Origin of the sequence: Sinomonas atrocyanea (assembly GCF_001577305.1) — a bacterium.
Taxonomy (GTDB): Bacteria; Actinomycetota; Actinomycetes; order Actinomycetales; family Micrococcaceae; genus Sinomonas; species Sinomonas atrocyanea.
This window is the reverse complement of the sequence record NZ_CP014518.1, coordinates 400,420-417,794: the sequence shown is the minus strand read 5'-3', so window position 1 is coordinate 417,794 and position 17,375 is coordinate 400,420. Positions and strand designations below refer to the sequence as shown.

Here is a 17,375-nt window from a genome sequence, read left to right as displayed (position 1 = left end):
CTCAGCGTCGCAATCGGTTGCCATCCTGTGCCGTCACCGGCGGCGCCGGGCGGCCTAGCGGTGCGTCTCGCCGTCGCCCAGATCGAGGAGGGCGAGCTCGTCGCGGCGCGGCAGCCCTTCCCAGTCCCCCAGGTGCCCCACGGCGAAGGCTCCCAGGAGGCAGCCCCGACGCAGCCGTCCTGCCACGTCGTCGCCGTCGAGCCTCGCCGAGAGGTACCCGGCAGTGAATGCGTCCCCGGCGCCGACCGTGTCCACGGCCCTGACCGGGAAGGCGGGGGCGTGGAGCAGGCCGTGGGGCGTGAAGGCCTGGGCGCCGTCCGCGCCGAGCTTGGCCACGACCTCGCCCACGCCCGTGCCGAGGAGCTCCTCGGCGGCGGCCTCGAGCGTGGCACCCTCCGGGGCGGCGAGCGCGAGCTCGGCCGGGGAGCCGATGACCACCTCGGCGCCCTCGATGAGCCAGGGCAGGACCTCTGCCGCCTCCTCGGGACTCCACAGCTTGGAGCGGAAGTTGATGTCCACGGAGAACGGGACCGCGCGCCGTCGGCAGAGCTCCGCCGCGTGGAGCACGGCGGCGCGGGCCACGTCGGAGAGAGCGGGGGTGATGCCGGTGAGGTGCAGCCACCCGAGATCCCGGTCGAGGATGCGGTCCACGTCATGCGGCGAGAGCCGGGCACCTGCGGAGCCCCGCCGGTTGTAGAAGACCCGCGAGACCTCCGGGGTGCGCGCCTCGAGGAACATGATGCCCGTCGGCCTGGAGTCGCGGCGCACGCGGGAGGCGTCGACGCGCTCGGCGGCGAGGCTGCGCAGGATGAACTCGCCCAGCTCGTCGTCGCCCAGCACGCCGCCCCACGAGGACTCGTGGCCCAGCCGGGCGAGGGCCACGGCGACGTTCAGCTCCGCCCCTGCGGCGTGCATCGTCAGCTGGCCGCCGATCGCGAGCGGTCCGCCCGACCGCAGCGAGACGAGGGCCTCCCCCAGCGTGACGGCGGCACCGCCGCGCTGTCCCCTCACGCCGCGCCCTCGAGTTCCCGTGCGGCCGAGACGAACGCCCGGGCGCGCTCGGCCAGCGCCTCGGCGCTGCCGCCCCGCGCGCCGTCCCCCACGAGCGGGCCGCCGGCGCCGATTCCCAGGGCGCCCGCTGCGACGTACTGCGGGAGCTGCTCGAGTCCCATGCCGCCGACGGCGAGGAAGGGGATCTGCGGGAACGGCTCGGTGAGGGCCTTGAGATAGGCCGGGCCGACCGCCGAGGCGGGGAAAAGCTTGACGGCGGCGGCGCCCTGCCGCCAGGCCTCATAGGCCTCCGTCGGGGTGAACGCGCCGGCGAGGACGGGGACGCCCCGGCCGGCGGCGTACGGGACCGATTCGCTCACGGACGGGGTCACGACGAACGTCGCGCCCGCCGCGATGACCGCGTCGACGTCCTCGAGGGTCATGACGGTCCCCGCGCCGAGGTAGGCGCCCTCGGGGACCTCCGCGGCCACGGACGCGATCGCGTCCGGCGTGCCCGGCGTGGTGAGGGCGATCTCCACGAGGCGGATGCCCTCGCGGAAGAGCACGCGCGCGGCGTCGGCGGCATGCTCGGGCGAGTCCCCGCGGATGACGGCGACCACGCGGCTCGCGCGGACCACCTCGAGGAGGGTGGGGTTGTCGAGAGTGCTCATGGCTGCCTTTCCGTCGCTGCCCTTTATCACCACTCCGCGAACGATCCGTCGGAGTGCCGCCACACCGGCCCGCGCCAGGCGTGGCCCCGGAGATCGGCATCGCGGACCGCCGCCTCGTCGACCTCGATGCCGAGGCCGGGGGCGGTGAGCCGCTCGATGCAGCCGTCCACGAACGCGAGCGGCCGGGTGTCCACCACATAGTCCAGCACCTCGGCGCCCTGGTTGTAGTGGATGCCGATGCTCTGCTCCTGGATCAGGTAGTTGGGGGTCGAGAACCCGACCTGCAGGCAGGCCGCGAGCGCGATCGGGCCCAGCGGGCAGTGCGGGGCGAGCTGGACGTCGAACGTCTCGGCGAGTGCGGCGATCTTGCGCACCTCGGTGATGCCGCCGGCATGGCTCAGGTCCGGCTGGGCGACCGCGATGCCGGCCTGGAGCACCGGGAGGAACTCCTGGCGCGAGTAGAGCCGCTCGCCGGTGGCGATCGGGATCGCGGTGGACTCCACCATGCGCCCGATCAGGTGGGAGTTCTCCGGCACCACGGGTTCCTCGAGGAAGAATGGGTGCAGGTCCGCCAGGAGCGCGGCGGTCCGGCGCGCCGTGGCGAGTGTGAACCGGCCGTGGAAGTCGACCGCCACATCGCGGTCGGGGCCGAGGACCTCGCGGGCGGCGGCGACGCGACGCACGACGCCGTCGAGCTCGGCGACGCTGCCGTTCGCCGACATGCGCCCCGACGCGTTCATCTTCACGGCCGTGAGTCCCGCCTCGACCTGGGCGGCGATCGCCTCGGCCACCTCGTTCGGCTCGTCCCCGCCGACCCATCCGTAGACGCGGATCCGGTCCCTGACCGGGCCGCCGAGCAGCTGGTGGACCGGCGCCTCGAAGTGCTTGCCAGCCACGTCCCACAGGGCCTGGTCGAGGCCCGCCACGGCGCTCGCGAGGATCGGGCCTCCACGGTAGAAGGAGCCCTTGGTGAGGACCTGCCAGTGGTCCTCGATCCGCAGCGGGTCCCGCCCGATGAGGAGTTCGGACAGCTGGTCCACGGCCGTGCGGACCGTTTCCGACCGGCCCTCGCAGGTCGCCTCGCCCCAGCCCACGATCCCGGTGTCGGTCTCGAGGCGGACGAAGAGCCAGCGCGGCGACACGAGGAAGGTCTCAATGCGGGCAATCTCCATGGCCAGTACGCTATCCCCATGCGCGAACTCCAGGCGAAGATCATCGAGGAGATGGGCGTCAAGCCCGAGGTCGACCCCGCGGAGGAGGTCGAGGCGCGCGTCGCCTTCCTCAAGGACTACCTGCGGGCCACCGGCTCCCGGGGCTTCGTCCTCGGGATCAGCGGCGGCCTGGACTCGTCGCTCGCGGGACGGCTGGCCCAGCTCGCGGTCGAGTCGCTCGCGGAGGAGGGGGTCGAGGCGGACTTCGTCGCCGTCCGCCTGCCCCACGGCGTCCAACATGACGAGGACGACGCCCAGGCCGCCCTCGGCTTCATCCGGCCGAAGTCGACCCTGACATTCAACATCAAGGAGGCTGTCGACGGCTTCGAGGCGGAGTACGAGCGGTCCTCCGGCGGCGAGCTGAGCGACTTCGTCCGCGGCAACACCAAGGCCCGTGCCCGCATGACGGCCCAGTACATGATCGCCGGCGAGCGGAACCTCCTCGTAATCGGCACGGACCACGGCGCCGAGTCGGTGACCGGCTTCTTCACCAAGTACGGAGACGGCGGGGCGGACATCCTTCCGCTGTTCGGGCTCGACAAGCGCCAGAACCGTGCGCTCCTTCAGCACCTCGGCGCGCCGGAGCAGGTGTGGCAGAAGATTCCCACGGCCGACCTCCTCGATCTCCAGCCGGGGCGCACGGACGAGCACGAGCTCGGCATCACCTACAACGACATCGATGACTACCTCGAGGGTCGGGACGTCTCGGACGAGGTCGCCGAATCCATCGAGCGCCGGTACCTCATCACCCGCCACAAGCGCGCCACCCCCGTGACACTGTTCGACTCCTGGTGGCGCGAAGGGGCCGCGAGCTGGTCCAAGTAGCGCCCTCCGCCCTGCGAGCCGGCAGCGAGTCGGCACCCCACGGTGCCGACTCGCTGTGCGGTTGATAGCGTGGGCGGCGTGAAGCTTGCTACCTGGAACGTCAACTCCCTCCGTGCCCGCGCCGACCGCGTCGAGAACTGGCTCCTGCGCAGCGACGTCGACGTGCTCGCGATCCAGGAGACCAAGTGCAAGGACGAGAACTTCCCGTGGGAGCTCTTCGAGCGCAACGGCTACGAGGTCGCGCACTTCGGGGTGAGCCAGTGGAACGGCGTCGCGATCGCCTCCCGCGTGGGGCTGACCGACGTCGAGCGGACCTTCCCTGACCAGCCCTCGTTCGGGAAGAACGGCGAGAACGCGGCCCAGGAGGCGCGGGCCATCGCGGCCACGTGCGCCGGGGTGCGGGTCTGGAGCCTCTACATCCCCAACGGCCGCGCCCTCGACGATGAGCACATGCCCTACAAGCTCCAGTGGCTGAAGGTGCTCCAGGGCCACGCCGCCGAGTGGCTCGCGCAGGATCCCGAGGCGCAGATCGCCCTCGTCGGGGACTGGAACATCGCTCCGAAGGACGAGGACGTGTGGGACATCGACCTGTTCCGCACGCAGGGGCTCACGCATGTCAGCGAGCCCGAGCGGGACGCCTTCCGGGCGTTCGAGGCCTCGGGGTACACCGACGTGGTGCGGCCGTTCACCCCTGGGCCCGGCGTGTACACGTACTGGGACTACACCCAGCTGCGCTTCCCCCGGAAGGAGGGCATGCGGATCGACTTCGTCCTCGGCTCGCCGGCCCTCGCCTCACGCGTCACGGGCGCCATGATCGACCGCGAGGAGCGCAAGGGGAAGGGCGCTTCCGACCACGCGCCCGTCGTCGTGGACCTGGCGGACCCCTCGTGACCGCGGCATCCGCGCCCGCACGCGCCAAGAGCGGAACGGGATGAGCGCGCGGCGCGTCCGCGCGGGGCGCCCTCTCGCCTCCCAGCTGCGCGTGTACGAACCCCTCTCCGCCTTCACTGCCGAGGAGCAGGAGAGGATCAGACGCGGGCTCTCGGAGCAGGGGCGGAACGAGCTCGACCGGGCCGAGGCCGAGGACGCGCTGCGCCGCATCGCCCGCCAGTCGGGCGACCCTTTCCCGGACGGCCGCGCAGAGTTCACCCGGAGCATCACGGCGGATGGGAAGACGGTCTACTGCCCGTCCCAGCTCGTCCTGCGCTCCGGGCTCGCCGCCGAGTCGGTGCTGACGACGGCGCCCGCTCCCCTCGCGTCCGTCCTGCTTCCCGAGACGGCGCGCGCCCGGCACCAGGAGCGGGTGGACCGGCTTGCCGAAGAGCCCGGGACACCCCGGATCAATACGCGAGAGTCGCTCTGGGGCATCCCGTTCAGCTGGTTCGTGCTGTTCCATGAAGGGGACCCGACCGACGTCGTCGAGGAGGACGACCATGTGGCGACCGTGCGGATCACCGCCACGTGGGCCAAGGCGATCAGCCGGGCGCGCTTCGCGGTCGCCAATCTCGCCCTCGCCGCGCCCGAGATGAATCTGCTGGACGAACTCACGACCCTCACCGAGTGGCTCGAGGAGTTCAGCCCCGATTCGATGGTCGAGCTCGACTACGGGAGCGTGGCAGACAGGGTCTTCCCCGATGATTCTCCGACGGATGTCCTCCTCGGCATCGAGTGCCTGGCCGAAGGGGACATGACGGGCGCCGCTGCCGCCTACCGGCGCCTCGCCTCCCGGTGGATCCCGATCCGCCAGCTGGCCCGCGCTTCCTGAGGCCAACTGGAAGACCGGTGGGCGCCCGTCAGCTGCTGCTGGCGTCGCTCACGTTCTGGCGGGCCTCCTGGACGCGGCCCTGCATGGAGTCGCCCTGGGTCTGCGCCTCCTCCTTCACGTTCTGCGCGCCGTCGGCAGCGGTGCCCTTCACCGAGGCCACGGCTTCTTGGGCCGGCGCCTTGAGGTGGTCGGCCACCTCGCGCGCGGCGCCCGTGACCTGCTCAGTGAGCGGCTGTGCCTTGTCCTTGAGGGTGTCGGCGAGCTCCTGCTCCTTCTCGCTGGCCGGGACGAGCGAGGAGACGAGCAGGCCGGCGCCGAAGGCGATGAGCCCTGCGGCGAGGGGGTTCCCCCGCGTCTTGCGGACCACGCCCTCCTGCGCGTGCCCCACGGTGTCGCCCGCCCCGTGGACCGTGTCCCTGGTCGAGGCCCTTGCGTCCTCGGCGGTTCCCATGACCCTGTCCTTCATGTCCGTCATCGCCCCTTTGATCTTCTCGGTCTGGCGGTGCGCTATGTGGGACGGGGTGACCTTGTCGGCCACGGCGTCCACGTCATAGCCCAGCCGCGCGCGCGTCTGCTCGATGTTCTGCCTGACTTCTTCGGGGTTCTGGCTCATCGTGGCTCCTCACTCGGCTTGAGCGACTCAGGAATCTTCTTGACGGTTTCCGCGGTGCGCGGCAGGCCCTTGGCAGCCTGCAGCTCCTTCTTGGCCCGGACCGCCAGGATGGCGGCCACGATGCCCCAGAGCACGGCGACGATCACGGCCGACCAGCCGAGACCGACGAGGTAGTATCCCAGGGCCCACCACAGGGCGAGGGAGAGGAAGAGCAGCACGAAGTGGCCGGCGATTCCGGCACCGCCGTACATCCCTGCACCCTTGCCCGCGCGGGTCGCGGTCTCCCGCGCCTCGGCCTTGGCCAGCTCGAGCTCCTGGCGCACGAGGGTCGAGAGGTCACCCGCGACGTCCTTGACGAGATCGCCCAGCGAATTCGTCGCGGCCTTCTCCTCGGCGGGCGGTGTGGCGCCGGCTCCCGGGGCGTAGCCCGGTCCCCCGGCCACCGGGGAGGTTTCGTACCCGGGACTGTGGCTCACGGCAGCTCACCCCGCTGCGGGTCGCGCGGCTCCATGAGGCCGGAGGCGTGCCGACCCGTGTACTCGTCGACCTCTTCGGGCCCGGCGGCATAGTCGGGGTTGCCCACCGCACCCGCTGCCTGCTCGGCGTAGCCGGTCTCCTCGGGGTATCCCTCGCCGGCGCCCGCAAGGCCCTGTCCGTAGCCTGCTCCTGCTCCATAGCCCGTCTCCTCGGGGTACGCGCCAACAGGCGGGTACACCGATCCGGCACCGGCACCGGCACCGGCGCCCGCTCCGGCGGCGTAGCTGCCGTCGGTCGGGAAGCCTTCACCTGTCGGGTACGCCGCAGTGGGCGCAGCCGGCTGGGACGGCGCCTGCGTGGGCTGGGCCGGAACCTGGGCGGACCGCGACGGTGCCTGGGCCCCGCCGTCGGACGCGTTCGCCGCGAGCGAGCGCGAAAGGCGCCCCGCCAGCAGGCCTGCCCCCGCCGCGATGGCGAGGAAGGCACCGGGCTTGCGCCGTGCGTAGCCCTTGACCTCCTCCAGGAGGGAGCCCGGGTCCCTCGCGTCGAGCCAGTCCGCGAAGGATCCTGCGCGGGTTGCCGCCTGGCGCACGAGGTCGGTCCCGACCCCGGATCCTTCGCTGTTGGAGGCCATGGAGTGCAGCTCGCGGTGGATGGAGCGCAGCCCCTCGGCAGCCCTCGACTGCTGGCTGGCCGCCTGCTCCATGAGTTCCTGGCGCCCCTGGTGGTAGAGGTCCTTCGCCTGGTACTTCGCTTCGTGGGCAACGTTCGTGGCCTCCTGCTTGGCCACGCCTCCCACGGCTCCAGCGGAGGAGGCCGCGTCGCCCGCAACCCCTTGGGCCTCGCCCTTCACCGCGTCCGTGGTGGATGGTGACTGCTCCGGTCCTCCGGGATATCCAGACAGAGATTCGCTCATGGTCTTTTCCTTTCGCGATCTTCACTAGGTCGAGTACCTGACGCATGGTCGAATACCCGATCCCCGGAAATTCACACGAAAGGCGCGGACGACGGCGGCGCGGTCGACTCCCGGACGATGAGCCGCTGCTCGGCCACTTCGCTGTGGACCGCCCCCGTCTCGCCGCCGAGCTCGGCGAGCAGCATCTGGGTCCCGCGGCGGGCCTGGGCCCGAGGATCCTGCCACACCGTGGTGAGGCCGGCCGAAGCCCCCATCTCGTGGCCGTCGATCCCCACCACCGAGAGGTCCTCGGGCACGCGCAGGCCCAGGCGCCGCGCTTCGAAGAGCACGCCAAGGGCCATCTCGTCGGACGCACAGACGATTGCCGTGGGCCGGGGCTCGGGCAGCGCCACGAAACGGTGCAGGGCCTCGACGCCGCTCGCGACCGTGAAGTTGCCGTAGAACGAGGCGTCGGGGTGGAGCTCGAGCCCCGCCGCGTGGACGGCGTCGTTGAACCCTTCGACGCGGATCTGCGGCACGGAGAAGTTCAGGTCCGAGTCGTCCTGCCCGTGCAGGAGTGCGATGTGCCGGTGGCCGAGGTTGATGAGGTGCTCAGTGATGGAACGCGCCGCGCGGTAGTCGTCGATCCCCACGTTCGAGCACCCGGGCACCGGGCCGCCGACCACCACGAGGGGCATGTCGATCGCATGCAGGTCCTCGATCTCCTCGGGGCGGAGGAACATGCACAGGAGCAGGAGCGCGTCGATCTGCTTGTGCACCATGGCCTTGCTGAAGAGCCGCTCGCGCGGGGAGGAACGTCCCCCGAGATTGAACAGGGAGAGGTTGTACCCGCGTCCGTGCAGTTCCTGGTCGACGCCCGCGATCGCCTTCCCGAAGAACCACCGGTCCACGTAGGGGGCCAGCACCCCGATGGTGCGCGTCTTGCCGCTCGCGAGCCGTGACGCGGCCGAGGACGGCACGTAGCCCAGTTCCTTGGCCGTCGCGAGGATCCTGGCACGGGTGTCCGGCGAGACCCGCGGCAGACCTCGGATGGCGCGCGAGACCGTCGCCGTCGACACCCCCGCGGCGGCAGCGACGTCGTCGATCCCTACCATGTTCCCTCCCCGGGGAAGGCCGCCGCGGCGGCCCAGTATCAGCCCTTGAACTCGTCCTTCTCGCCGCGGAGCACCCTGCGCCGCAGCTTCCACAGGCCCGCGATCGCGAGCAGGACGGCGAGCAGGCCGAGCGCCCAGCCGAGCGCGGGCTGGCCGGTGACCTCGAGCCACACGGTCACGACGAGGAGGATCAGGCCCCAGAAGGCCAGGAAGCCGATGAAGATCTCAAACTGCTCGATCACGGCCTTCCTGTGCGGGGTGGAGCGGCGGTACGCCGCCCCACCCATGGACATCGGATCATGGTGATCGATCACTTGACCGCACCGGCGGTGAGCCCCGCCACAATCTTGCGCTGGAACACGAGCACCAGGATCACCAGCGGGATCGTGACGATGGTGCCGGCCGCCATGACGGCGGTGTACGGTTCCACGTGCGGCTGCGAGCCGGCGAACGAGGCGATCGCCACTGTCACCGTCTTGGTCGCGTCGGAGGACAGCTGGCTGGCGATGAGGAACTCGTTCCATGCCCCGATGAAGGCGAGGATCGCCGTCGTGAACGTCGCGGGCGCGGCGAGCGGCAGGATCACCTTCCGGAACGCCTCGCCCTGGGTGCACCCGTCGATGCGCGCGGCCTCCTCGAGTTCCCACGGCATCTCGCGGAAGAACGAGGTCAGTGTGTACACCGTGAGCGGGAGTGTGAACGAGATGTCCGGGATGATGAGAGCCTGGTAGGTGCCCATCCAGCCGATGTTGGTGAAGAGCTGGAACAGCGGCGTCACGAGCGCGACGCCTGGGAACATCGACGCCCCCAGGATGAAGCCCATCACGGCGAACTTGAACCGGAAGTTGAGCCGGGCGAGCGCATAGGCGGCGAAGACGCCGACCACAAGGGCCACGACCGTCGTGACGCCCGCGACGATGAAGCTGTTGAGCAGGTTCTGGGCGAAGTGGTTCCCCAGGCTCGTGTCGAACACGGTCTTGAAGTTGTCGAAGGTGACGTGGGTGAAGAAGAACGTCGGATCGAACGTGTACCCCACGTCGCGGAACGCCGTGACGACCATCCAGTAGAACGGGGCGAGGCACCAGAGGAGGATGATCGCGGCCGAAATGTAGGTCCGGACCGAACGCCAGACGAAACGCTTGCGCGGCGCTGGGGCTGCTGCGGTCCGGGGAAGGGTTGCGGTGGCTGCCATGTCACTTCTTTCCCGCGGAGGTGGCCGCGCCCACGGCGTTCGCGCCGAGGAAGCGGACAAAGATGAAGGCCACGATGAAGATCACGAGGAACGTGATGGTCGAGAGCGCGGCGGCGCTGTTGAACCCCTGTCTGATCTGGTCGACGACGAGGATCGAGAGGGTGGTGGTGTTGTTGCCGCCCTGGGTCATGATGTAGGGCAGGTCGAACATCCGGAGCGCATCGAGCATGCGGAAGAGGATGGCGACCATGAGGGCCGGCTTGACGAGCGGAAGCGTGATCTGGGTGAAGCGCTGCCACGTCGACGCGCCGTCGACCTTTGCCGCCTCGTACACCTCGTCCGGGATGAGCTGCAGGCCGGCGAGGATCAGCAGTGCCATGAACGGCGTGGTCTTCCAGACGTCGGAGATGATGATCGCCCACTTCGCGGGCCACTCGGACCCCGTCCAGAGGATGTGGGTGCCGAAGAGGCTGTTGGCGATGCCGTCGACCGCGAAGATGAAGAACCAGAGCTTGGCGGTCACGGCCGTGGGGATGGCCCACGGGACGAGGACGGCCGCGCGGACCGCGCTGCGCCCGCGGAACGTCCGCGCCATGATGATCGCCATCCAGAAGCCGAGGACGGTCTCGAGCGCCACGGTGACGATTGCGAAGAAGAAGGTGGTCCCGAACGCGTTCCAGAACTGGGACCCGAGGGTGCCCGGGGGGCACGACTGGCCGTTGCACTGCTGTGCGAGCCAGTGGGTGTAGTTGTCGAACCCGGCCGCCCCGCCTTGGACGAAGAAGCCGTTAACCAGCCCGGCGTCCTTCTGGAAGGACATGATGATCGCGTTGACCACCGGGTAGACGATGACGACCGCGAGCAGGATGATCGTCGGCAGGAGCAGGATCGAGGCCGAGCGGCCCTGGGTGATCTGCCTGCGGTCGGCGCTCTCCTTGCCCGGGGTGTGGTGCGGCTCGCGCGTTGCCGCCTCGCTGGCGGCCCGGGGCGGGACCTGAGTGGACATGGTGTGACTCCTCTGTGAGGACTGTGCCGGCTCTGGGAAGGGGGCGGGCGGTCCGGCGCCGCAGGGCGCCGGACCACCCGCCCCGCAGCGGCTACTGGCTCGCCGCGGTGATGGCGGACTGCATGTCGGTCAGGGCCTGGTCAACCGACTTGGACCCCTTCAGTGCCGCGTAGGCGTTGTCCTGGATGGCCTTCGTGACGCCCGGGTAGTACGGCGTGACGGGGCGCGGCACGGCGTTCTGGATCGAGGTCAGGAGGGTCGGCAGGTACGGCAGCTTCGCCGTCAGCTGCGGGTCCGTGTAGAGGGACGAGAGCACCGGCGCCAGGGATCCCTGGGTCGCGTAGAACTTCTGCGTGTCCGAGCTCGCGATGAACTTCAGGAAGTCCAGCGCCGTCGCCTTGTGCTGCGAGTAGACGCTGATCGCCGCGTTGTGGCCGCCCAGCGAGGACGCGCCGGGGCCGTTCTGGCCAGGCAGCGGGGCGATGCCGAACTTGTCCTTGACCATCGAGGAGCCGTCGGTCTTGGCCAGGTTGTAGACGTACGGCCAGTTGCGCAGGAACATCAGCTTGCCGTTCTCGAACGCCGTGCGGCCCTGCTCCTCCTGGTACGTGATGGCGTCCTGGGGGATGTTGCCGTTCTTGTAGGCGTCGACGAGCTTGCTGAGCCCCGTCTTGGCCTCGGGCGAGTTGACCACGGCCTTCCCGGAGTCGTCCACGATCTTGCCGCCGAACGAGTTGATCGCCTCGGCCGTGTTGACCGTGAGGCCCTCATACTGGGCGAACTGGCCGGCGTAGCAGCCGATGTTGTTCTGCTTCGCGATGGAGCACATGCTCATCATCTCGTCCCACGTCTTCGGCGGGTTCGGCACGAGGTCCTTGCGGTAGTACAGCAGGCCACCGTCGGACGACTGCGGCGTCGCGTAGAGGGTGCCGTTGTAGGTGGCGGTCTTCACCGTCGCCGGGAGCATTCCCGTGGTGTCGATGGCCATCTTGTCCTTGAGGGGCTGGAGCCAGCCCTTCGCAGCGAACTCGGCCGTCCAGACCACGTCGACATCGACGACGTCGTAGTTCTGGTCCTTGGCCTGGAAGTGCTGCACGAGGTCGTCGTGCTGCTGGTCGGCCTGGTCGGACTGCTCCTTGAAGGTGACCTTCTGGTCCGGGTGGGCCGCGTTCCACTTGTCGATGAGCGGACGGACGACGTTCGAGTTGTCCTTGCCCTGGACGTAGGTGATCGGGCCGCGCCCGTCGAGGTTGTTGGCTGCATCCCCGCCGCCGGTGCTTCCCCCGCCCCCGCTGGATCCGCCGCTGCAGGCCGAGAGGGCCAGCACCAGTACGCTTGCCGCGGCCAGAGGAGAGGCATATCTGGAGAAGGTTCGGATTCTCATGCTCGACTCCTGTGTCGGTCGAGGCAGCGCTCACGCTCCGCCGCCCCAGTGATTTGTGGTGGACCTCACACTAGGGGCGATGCAAGGATTTGTGCAAGCGCTTACGCAGATCGTTTCCTCCCCGTGACCTGCCGCACCAGCGGGACGCAAGGGGCTGGTGGGACAGACACGCAGCGGGGGCGCCCCCTGGCTGAACCAGAGAGCGCCCCCGCACGGCCCGGGGGCCGGCTGGCCTACTCGGCCTTGTCTCCCGTGAAGATGCCGGCGATCTTCGAGCCGAAATCCTTGACGCTCCCGCTGACGCCCTCGGCCAGGTCCTTGGCGTGCTGGCCGACATCGCCGGAGAAGAACTCCTTCACGTTCTCCGTCGCGTCCGTCGCGAACTCCTTGCCCTTCTCGACCGCGTCCGTCGCGAACTCCTTGCCCTTCTCGACCGCGTCCGTCGCGAACTCCTTGCCCTTCTCGACCGCGTCCGTCGCGAACTCCTTGCCCTTCTCGACCGCGTCCGTCGCGAACTCCTTGCCCTTCTCGACCGCGTCCGTCGCGAACTCCTTGCCCTTCTCGACCGCGGCCTCGATGCCGTCCTTCGCTCCCTCGGTTCCGTTCCCGCTCATCTGCTTCCTCCTGTCGAGGCCGTGCCGGCCAGTTCGGCGTGGGCGAGGATGCGCCCCCGCGCCTCACGCTAGGCGGTGGCGCTGCGGGGATTCAAGCAGCCCCTCAGTCGGCTCGGGCGGCGCTAGCGGACGCGTTCGGCTCGGCTGAATCGGGTGCGCGCGCCCGAGGTGATGTGCAGGAGCACGGGGACGGAGACACCGACCACCTGCCGGAGGCGGTCCACGAGGCCCTCGACGTCCTCGGCGATCGCGGCGGGGTCCGCGCTCTGGCGCGCGACGAGCCGGATGCGCAGGGCCGTGCGGCCCTCGAAGTCCACGGCCACCACGCTGCTGCCCAGGACGTCCTTGCGCGGCGCGAGCGCTCCCCGCACCGCCTGCTCCACTGCGGCGGCGGCGATGCTCACGCGGCCCCGAGCCTCGCCGGGGGCGAACTCCCCCTCGGGCCCGGCGCCGCCGTCGGGGCCGGTCGCGGCGACCAGGTCGCTGCGCCCTTTCCCCTGCTGGGCGACCCACCACACCATGAGGAGGATGACGACGACGGCGGCCACGGTGAGCAGGAGCCAGAGCCAGGAGACCGTGGTCCCCGGCACGCGTGACCCCGTGAAGACGGTCCCCGCAGACTCCGCGGCAGGCGGCGCCCAGCTGTGCCACCAGGACGCCACCGGGGGCACGGCGGCCAGCAGCACGAGCAGGGCCCCGAGGGCGAGCAGGACGAGGCCGAAGAGGAAGATGAGGACGCGGTTGAGGGCCCTCGGTGTGCCGTTCATGCGCCGACCACCCCTGCCCCCTCGACCCGTACCCGCAGCTGGAGGTATGGCTCCGGGCGCAGCCGGGCGAGCTCGTCCTCGGTCGCAGCGAGCACGTCCTCGGCCCGCACGGGGATCCCCGAGGTGGGGCGGACGTTGACGATCGCCTCGCGCTCGGTCATGACCACGTTCACCTGTTCGGGCCGGACCACGGCGGCCGCCCGGGCGCGCCGCGCCAGCGCGGAGGCCAGCACCTCGTCGTCGACGACGATGGCGATCCGACCGCCGGGCAGCGAGCGGCGCCCCCGGCGCCCCGGCCGCACCGCGACGACGATGAGGATGAGGCCGACCATCGCGAGCACCGCTCCGGCGAGCCCGAGGAGACCGCGGTTGGCCCCAGCAGGGAGCCCGGCAACAGCGCGGGCCGCCGACTCGGGATCGATGAGCCACGCGGGCTGGCCCACGGCCTGCAGCGTGGACTCGAGGAGGCCGTACGCGCAGACGGCCGCCACGACGAGGGCAACGAGGCCGGACACGTACGCCCGCGATGAGCTCGTCTCGCGCCGGACCGCGGACTCGAGCCCATGGCCGCCGCCTGGCGACGGCGCTGCGGTGCCCTCAGCCCTGGCGGCGCGGCGCTCAGCCATGCGGGACCCCCACGGAGCGGCCGAGGACCGCGGGCCGCCGCTCCGCCCGCATGCCCGAGACGCGGATGTCCACGCGCGAGAGGGTCGTGCCGCTGAGCCGCGCGACGGAATCGAGGATGCGGCCCTTGGCCGCGGCACAGCGCTCCCAGACGCTTCCGCCCCAGGCCGAGAGGTCCACCGGCGCACCCGCTTCCGAGAGGTCCGGAATCGCCACCGGTGCGACGATCCGCAGAGCCAGCAGGCCGGCGTCGTCCGACCAGTCCGCCCGGACGTCACCGGGGCGGATGCCGAGCTCGGCCGCGGCGGCCGCCTGCGCGAGACTCGTCAGGGCCTGTGTGCTCACCCGGTTGAGGCCGGCGTGAGCGCTGCCGGGGGGACGCGCGGGCGGCGCCGGCACGAACGCCCCGCCGCCCGGGAGAGGCATCTGGATCACGAGGAGGATCGCCGCCCCAGCAGCGCCTCCCAGACGCGCCGCAGGTCGAGCCGCCCCTCGGCGGCCCTCCCCAGCGCCGCGCCGATCGCCATGAAGAGGAGTGAGACGAGGAAGCCCCACACACCGAACTGGAAGGACATGAAGGCCAGGAACGCTCCTGCGCCGATGCCCACGACGACCAGACTCACTGCACCTCGATTCCGGGCTTGGCGCCCTGGCGCGGCTCGCCGATGAAGACGTCGGCGATCTCGACGTTGACCTCGATCACCTGCAGCCCGGTGAGCCCCTCCACCGCGCGGTAGACGGCCGCGCGAACCTGATCGGCGAGCTGCTGCAGCGGGACCCCGTACTCGGCCACGAGCGTGACGTCCACGGCCGCCTGCGCCTGGCCGACCTCGGCGCGGACGCCGGCGGCATGGTCGCTCAGCGCCGGGCCGACGGCCTCGCGGATCGCTCCGAGGGCGCGGGAGGGCGAGGACCCGAGGGAATGGATGCCGGGGACCGACCGGGCGGCTGCCGCGGCGACCTTGGCCACAGCGTTCTCATGGACCACGGTCCGTCCGGTGGCGCCGACAGCAGCGCCGTACTCAGCACCGACCGCGCCTGGTTCCTGGGTCATGCGGCCTCCCCTCGTCGCCTCTGCGCACTACCTTAGTACGCGCCGCCGACACTGGGCCCGAGGCCCGCGCGGGACAGCTTTCAGGCCGCGACGAGGCCGTCCGCGACGACGCCGAGCATCGAGCCGACCTCGTCCGGATCGAGCGCGCTCGCGTCCGCTACGGCGGCCACGGCGCCGACGAGGCGCGAGATCTCCATGGCGCTCACCCCGGGGCGCAGGGCGGGCCCCAGCTCGTCGATCACGCGCTGGTTGGCACCGAGGTACCGCGTGCACTTCGCCACGAACGGAGAATCGGGGTCGCCGAGCGCGAGGGTGATGCGCGCGGCCGCGCCCTTGTGGCCATTGAGCAGGTCGACGTAGTCGCCGAACCAGCTCACGAGCTTGTCCCTCGCGGAGCCGTCGAGTCCGAGGGCGCGGTCCACGGCGGCCTTCACCTTGTCCGTCCAGGCCTCGAGCACGGCGTCGTACAGGGCCTCCTTGGTGGGGAAGTGCCGGTACAGGGTGCCGGCCCCGACCCCTGCGGCCTTGGCCACCTCGTCCATCGACACCCCGCTGAAGCCCTTGTCCTTGAACAGGGCGCGAGCGATCTCGACGATGCGATCGCGGTTGCGGCGGGCGTCAGCACGCACGGGCTACACACCTTTCCTCGGGCACGGTTGCCAAACGGAGAGTGTCTCCGTATAGTTCTAACCGGAGGATCTCTCCCCTTTAGTGTACGTCAGCCCCTCGGCCAGAACAGGACACTTCCCCATGCCGCAACCCATCGCCGTCCGCGCGCCCGCAGCGACCCAGTCCGCGGGTGCAGCACATCCCCGCCGCGCCGCCAGCATCGGCCTCTGGCTCGTCATGCTCGCCCAGCTCATGCTCGTCCTCGACGCAACCGTGGTGAATGTCGCCCTTCCGCACATCGCCACCGACCTCCGTTTCTCCCCCGCCCAGCTCAGCTGGGTGCTCAACGCCTACGCGCTCGCCTTCGGCGGCGTCCTCCTGCTGGGAGGACGGGTCGGGGATGTGTTCGGGCGCCGCCGCACCTTCCTCATCGGTGTCGCGGCCTTCACCGCCTTCTCCCTGCTCGGGGGCCTGGCGACGTCACCGCTCCTCCTCGTTCTGGCCCGAGCCCTCCAGGGCCTCGGCGCCGCCTTCGCCGCACCGAGCGTGCTCGCGCTCGTCACGACCTCCGCGAAGGACGACGGCGCGCGCCACCGCGCGCTCGCCCTCTTCTCCGCCATCGCCTCCATGGGCGGCGCGCTGGGACTGATCCTCGGCGGCGTCCTCACCGACGCAGCCAGCTGGAGGTGGACGCTCTTCATCAATGTGCCCATCGGCGCCCTGATCCTCGTGGCCGTCCCGCGGCTCGTCCCTGAGACCCCGCGCCGGTCCGGCCGCTTCGATGTGCTCGGCGCCGTCACGGCGACGGGCGGCGCCGTCGCCATCGTGTGGGCGCTCCTCCAGGCGGCCGACCACGGCTGGACGGACGTCCGGACGCTCGGCGGGCTGGCCGCGGGTGCTGCGCTGCTGGTCGGACTCGCCATCACCGAGCGCCGCGTAGCGCACCCGCTGCTGCGCCCCGAACTGCTGCGCAGCCCGAGCCGGGTCGGCGCCCTCGCCGCGATGGCGGCGACGTACGGCGGCATGCTCGCGATGTTCTTCCTCATGGTCCAGTACCTCGAGGACGTCCTGGGCCTGTCCCCGCTCGTGACCGGGCTGGCTTTCCTGCCGATGCCGCTGAGCGTCTTCGCCATGTCGCGGGTCATCCCCCGACTGCTCGAGCGCTTCGGCGCCGAGCGGCTTGTGGCCTTCGGCGCCCTGCTCCGCGTCGTCGGGTTCGTCCCGCTCACCCAGATCGGGGCGCACACCCCGTTCCCCGTCGTCGTGGGCGCACTGATCGCCACCGGGATCTCCGCGGGCATGACCTTCATGCCGCTCACCACCCTCGCGCTCCGGAACGTCGAGCCAGAGCACGCCGGGGCGGCGTCGGGGCTGTTCCAGACCATGCAGCAGCTCGGCGGCGCGGTGGGCCTTGCCATCGTCGCGTCGACCTACGCGGCCTTCGCGGTCCCCGGCGATGTCCTCGTCGGCGGCCGGGCGGGGTTCGTCTCCGCCACCGTCCTCTCGGGCCTCGCGCTCGTGGCTGCAGTGGGGCTGTCGCTCAGGCCTCGGCGGCCGTGAGTG

General features: G+C 70.8%; 22 protein-coding genes. 4 read left to right on the top strand and 18 right to left on the bottom strand.

Translation table 11 applies throughout. The features are described from left to right. Positions 1 to 54: 54 nt before the first annotated feature. Genes SA2016_RS02020 through dgoD form a run of 3 tightly spaced genes read right to left on the bottom strand, consistent with a single transcriptional unit; the run spans position 55 to position 2,833 of the window. The gene (locus tag SA2016_RS02020; RefSeq protein ID WP_066494731.1) at positions 55 to 1,011 is read right to left on the bottom strand and encodes a sugar kinase; all 957 of its coding nucleotides are present in this window, start codon (positions 1,009 to 1,011) and stop codon (positions 55 to 57) included. Further along, positions 1,008 to 1,661: a bifunctional 4-hydroxy-2-oxoglutarate aldolase/2-dehydro-3-deoxy-phosphogluconate aldolase gene (locus SA2016_RS02015; RefSeq protein WP_066494730.1), complete on the bottom strand. Its 654-nt coding sequence runs from the start codon at positions 1,659 to 1,661 to the stop codon at positions 1,008 to 1,010. Before SA2016_RS02015 ends, SA2016_RS02020 begins: the two co-directional genes overlap by 4 nt. Before the next feature lie 26 nt (positions 1,662 to 1,687). Continuing rightward, a complete protein-coding gene (gene dgoD / locus SA2016_RS02010) occupies positions 1,688 to 2,833 on the bottom strand; it encodes a galactonate dehydratase (protein WP_066494728.1) in 1,146 nt (381 codons plus the stop codon). An 18-nt stretch (positions 2,834 to 2,851) separates the two neighbouring features. On the opposite strand from dgoD, the gene nadE reads away from it, so the two are divergent. From nadE to SA2016_RS01995, 3 genes are all read left to right on the top strand, one after another. Continuing rightward, on the top strand, positions 2,852 to 3,697 hold the full coding sequence (gene nadE / locus SA2016_RS02005) for an NAD(+) synthase (RefSeq protein WP_066494726.1): 846 nt from the start codon (positions 2,852 to 2,854) through the stop codon (positions 3,695 to 3,697). Positions 3,698 to 3,775: 78 nt separating this feature from the next. Then, positions 3,776 to 4,588 (top strand): exodeoxyribonuclease III, encoded by an 813-nt coding sequence (locus SA2016_RS02000; protein WP_066501840.1) that lies wholly within the window; start codon positions 3,776 to 3,778, stop codon positions 4,586 to 4,588. Between the two features lie 40 nt (positions 4,589 to 4,628). After that, entirely contained in the window at positions 4,629 to 5,462 is an 834-nt protein-coding gene (locus SA2016_RS01995; RefSeq protein ID WP_066494723.1) for a DUF8083 family protein, read from the top strand. A 28-nt stretch (positions 5,463 to 5,490) separates the two neighbouring features. Here the strand turns inward: SA2016_RS01995 and SA2016_RS01990 are convergent, their stop codons facing one another. The 15 genes from SA2016_RS01990 to SA2016_RS01920 all read right to left on the bottom strand — a co-directional run bounded on the left by SA2016_RS01990 (position 5,491) and on the right by SA2016_RS01920 (position 15,832). Beyond that, positions 5,491 to 6,075 carry a DUF3618 domain-containing protein gene (locus tag SA2016_RS01990; protein ID WP_066494719.1) on the bottom strand — a complete coding sequence of 195 codons (585 nt, stop codon included), beginning with the start codon at positions 6,073 to 6,075 and terminating at the stop codon, positions 5,491 to 5,493. Continuing rightward, entirely contained in the window at positions 6,072 to 6,518 is a 447-nt protein-coding gene (locus SA2016_RS01985; RefSeq protein WP_066501839.1) for a phage holin family protein, read from the bottom strand. Before SA2016_RS01985 ends, SA2016_RS01990 begins: the two co-directional genes overlap by 4 nt. 29 nt (positions 6,519 to 6,547) lie before the next feature. After that, positions 6,548 to 7,468 (bottom strand): hypothetical protein, encoded by a 921-nt coding sequence (locus tag SA2016_RS01980; protein WP_141305736.1) that lies wholly within the window; start codon positions 7,466 to 7,468, stop codon positions 6,548 to 6,550. A gap of 71 nt (positions 7,469 to 7,539) precedes the next feature. Further along, positions 7,540 to 8,562, bottom strand: coding sequence for a LacI family DNA-binding transcriptional regulator (locus tag SA2016_RS01975; RefSeq protein WP_066494714.1), 1,023 nt, complete (start codon positions 8,560 to 8,562; stop codon positions 7,540 to 7,542). 38 nt (positions 8,563 to 8,600) lie between these two features. Beyond that, complete coding sequence (locus tag SA2016_RS01970) at positions 8,601 to 8,855, bottom strand: hypothetical protein (RefSeq protein ID WP_066494713.1); 255 nt, start codon at positions 8,853 to 8,855, stop codon at positions 8,601 to 8,603. 17 nt (positions 8,856 to 8,872) lie between these two features. After that, positions 8,873 to 9,754: a carbohydrate ABC transporter permease gene (locus SA2016_RS01965; protein WP_066494711.1), complete on the bottom strand. Its 882-nt coding sequence runs from the start codon at positions 9,752 to 9,754 to the stop codon at positions 8,873 to 8,875. A 1-nt stretch (position 9,755) separates the two neighbouring features. Next, positions 9,756 to 10,760 (bottom strand): carbohydrate ABC transporter permease, encoded by a 1,005-nt coding sequence (locus SA2016_RS01960; protein WP_066494709.1) that lies wholly within the window; start codon positions 10,758 to 10,760, stop codon positions 9,756 to 9,758. Positions 10,761 to 10,851: 91 nt separating this feature from the next. Beyond that, positions 10,852 to 12,144 carry an ABC transporter substrate-binding protein gene (locus tag SA2016_RS01955; RefSeq protein ID WP_371326643.1) on the bottom strand — a complete coding sequence of 431 codons (1,293 nt, stop codon included), beginning with the start codon at positions 12,142 to 12,144 and terminating at the stop codon, positions 10,852 to 10,854. A 233-nt stretch (positions 12,145 to 12,377) separates the two neighbouring features. Continuing rightward, positions 12,378 to 12,758: a hypothetical protein gene (locus SA2016_RS01950; RefSeq protein WP_066494708.1), complete on the bottom strand. Its 381-nt coding sequence runs from the start codon at positions 12,756 to 12,758 to the stop codon at positions 12,378 to 12,380. 122 nt (positions 12,759 to 12,880) lie between these two features. After that, positions 12,881 to 13,525, bottom strand: coding sequence for a hypothetical protein (locus SA2016_RS01945; RefSeq protein ID WP_066494707.1), 645 nt, complete (start codon positions 13,523 to 13,525; stop codon positions 12,881 to 12,883). Next, positions 13,522 to 14,151, bottom strand: coding sequence for a DUF6286 domain-containing protein (locus SA2016_RS01940; protein ID WP_066494705.1), 630 nt, complete (start codon positions 14,149 to 14,151; stop codon positions 13,522 to 13,524). Before SA2016_RS01940 ends, SA2016_RS01945 begins: the two co-directional genes overlap by 4 nt. Continuing rightward, complete coding sequence (locus tag SA2016_RS01935) at positions 14,144 to 14,494, bottom strand: hypothetical protein (protein WP_371326642.1); 351 nt, start codon at positions 14,492 to 14,494, stop codon at positions 14,144 to 14,146. Before SA2016_RS01935 ends, SA2016_RS01940 begins: the two co-directional genes overlap by 8 nt. Before the next feature lie 86 nt (positions 14,495 to 14,580). Beyond that, the gene (locus SA2016_RS01930; RefSeq protein ID WP_066494703.1) at positions 14,581 to 14,772 is read right to left on the bottom strand and encodes a hypothetical protein; all 192 of its coding nucleotides are present in this window, start codon (positions 14,770 to 14,772) and stop codon (positions 14,581 to 14,583) included. Beyond that, complete coding sequence (locus SA2016_RS01925; protein WP_066494702.1) at positions 14,769 to 15,203, bottom strand: Asp23/Gls24 family envelope stress response protein; 435 nt, start codon at positions 15,201 to 15,203, stop codon at positions 14,769 to 14,771. Before SA2016_RS01925 ends, SA2016_RS01930 begins: the two co-directional genes overlap by 4 nt. 80 nt (positions 15,204 to 15,283) lie before the next feature. Beyond that, positions 15,284 to 15,832, bottom strand: a complete 549-nt coding sequence (locus SA2016_RS01920; RefSeq protein ID WP_066494701.1) for a TetR/AcrR family transcriptional regulator — start codon at positions 15,830 to 15,832, stop codon at positions 15,284 to 15,286. Positions 15,833 to 15,953: 121 nt separating this feature from the next. On the opposite strand from SA2016_RS01920, the gene SA2016_RS01915 reads away from it, so the two are divergent. Next, on the top strand, positions 15,954 to 17,372 hold the full coding sequence (locus tag SA2016_RS01915) for an MFS transporter (RefSeq protein WP_066494700.1): 1,419 nt from the start codon (positions 15,954 to 15,956) through the stop codon (positions 17,370 to 17,372). The last annotated feature ends 3 nt before the right edge of the window (positions 17,373 to 17,375 follow it).

Bases quoted from the DNA above. Each gene is read 5' to 3' on its own strand.
- SA2016_RS01955 (WP_371326643.1), bottom strand. From the start codon at position 12,144: ATGAGAATCCGAACCTTCTCCAGATATGCCTCTCCTCTGGCCGCGGCA.
- SA2016_RS01950 (WP_066494708.1), bottom strand. From the start codon at position 12,758: ATGAGCGGGAACGGAACCGAGGGAGCGAAGGACGGCATCGAGGCCGCG.
- SA2016_RS01995 (WP_066494723.1), top strand. From the start codon at position 4,629: ATGAGCGCGCGGCGCGTCCGCGCGGGGCGCCCTCTCGCCTCCCAGCTG.
- SA2016_RS01945 (WP_066494707.1), bottom strand. From the start codon at position 13,525: ATGAACGGCACACCGAGGGCCCTCAACCGCGTCCTCATCTTCCTCTTC.
- SA2016_RS01915 (WP_066494700.1), top strand. From the start codon at position 15,954: ATGCCGCAACCCATCGCCGTCCGCGCGCCCGCAGCGACCCAGTCCGCG.
- nadE (WP_066494726.1), top strand. From the start codon at position 2,852: ATGCGCGAACTCCAGGCGAAGATCATCGAGGAGATGGGCGTCAAGCCC.
- dgoD (WP_066494728.1), bottom strand. From the start codon at position 2,833: ATGGAGATTGCCCGCATTGAGACCTTCCTCGTGTCGCCGCGCTGGCTC.
- SA2016_RS01975 (WP_066494714.1), bottom strand. From the start codon at position 8,562: ATGGTAGGGATCGACGACGTCGCTGCCGCCGCGGGGGTGTCGACGGCG.
- SA2016_RS01970 (WP_066494713.1), bottom strand. From the start codon at position 8,855: ATGTCCATGGGTGGGGCGGCGTACCGCCGCTCCACCCCGCACAGGAAG.
- SA2016_RS02015 (WP_066494730.1), bottom strand. From the start codon at position 1,661: ATGAGCACTCTCGACAACCCCACCCTCCTCGAGGTGGTCCGCGCGAGC.
- SA2016_RS01940 (WP_066494705.1), bottom strand. From the start codon at position 14,151: ATGGCTGAGCGCCGCGCCGCCAGGGCTGAGGGCACCGCAGCGCCGTCG.
- SA2016_RS01990 (WP_066494719.1), bottom strand. From the start codon at position 6,075: ATGAGCCAGAACCCCGAAGAAGTCAGGCAGAACATCGAGCAGACGCGC.
- SA2016_RS01960 (WP_066494709.1), bottom strand. From the start codon at position 10,760: ATGTCCACTCAGGTCCCGCCCCGGGCCGCCAGCGAGGCGGCAACGCGC.
- SA2016_RS01925 (WP_066494702.1), bottom strand. From the start codon at position 15,203: ATGACCCAGGAACCAGGCGCGGTCGGTGCTGAGTACGGCGCTGCTGTC.
- SA2016_RS01980 (WP_141305736.1), bottom strand. From the start codon at position 7,468: ATGAGCGAATCTCTGTCTGGATATCCCGGAGGACCGGAGCAGTCACCA.
- SA2016_RS01965 (WP_066494711.1), bottom strand. From the start codon at position 9,754: ATGGCAGCCACCGCAACCCTTCCCCGGACCGCAGCAGCCCCAGCGCCG.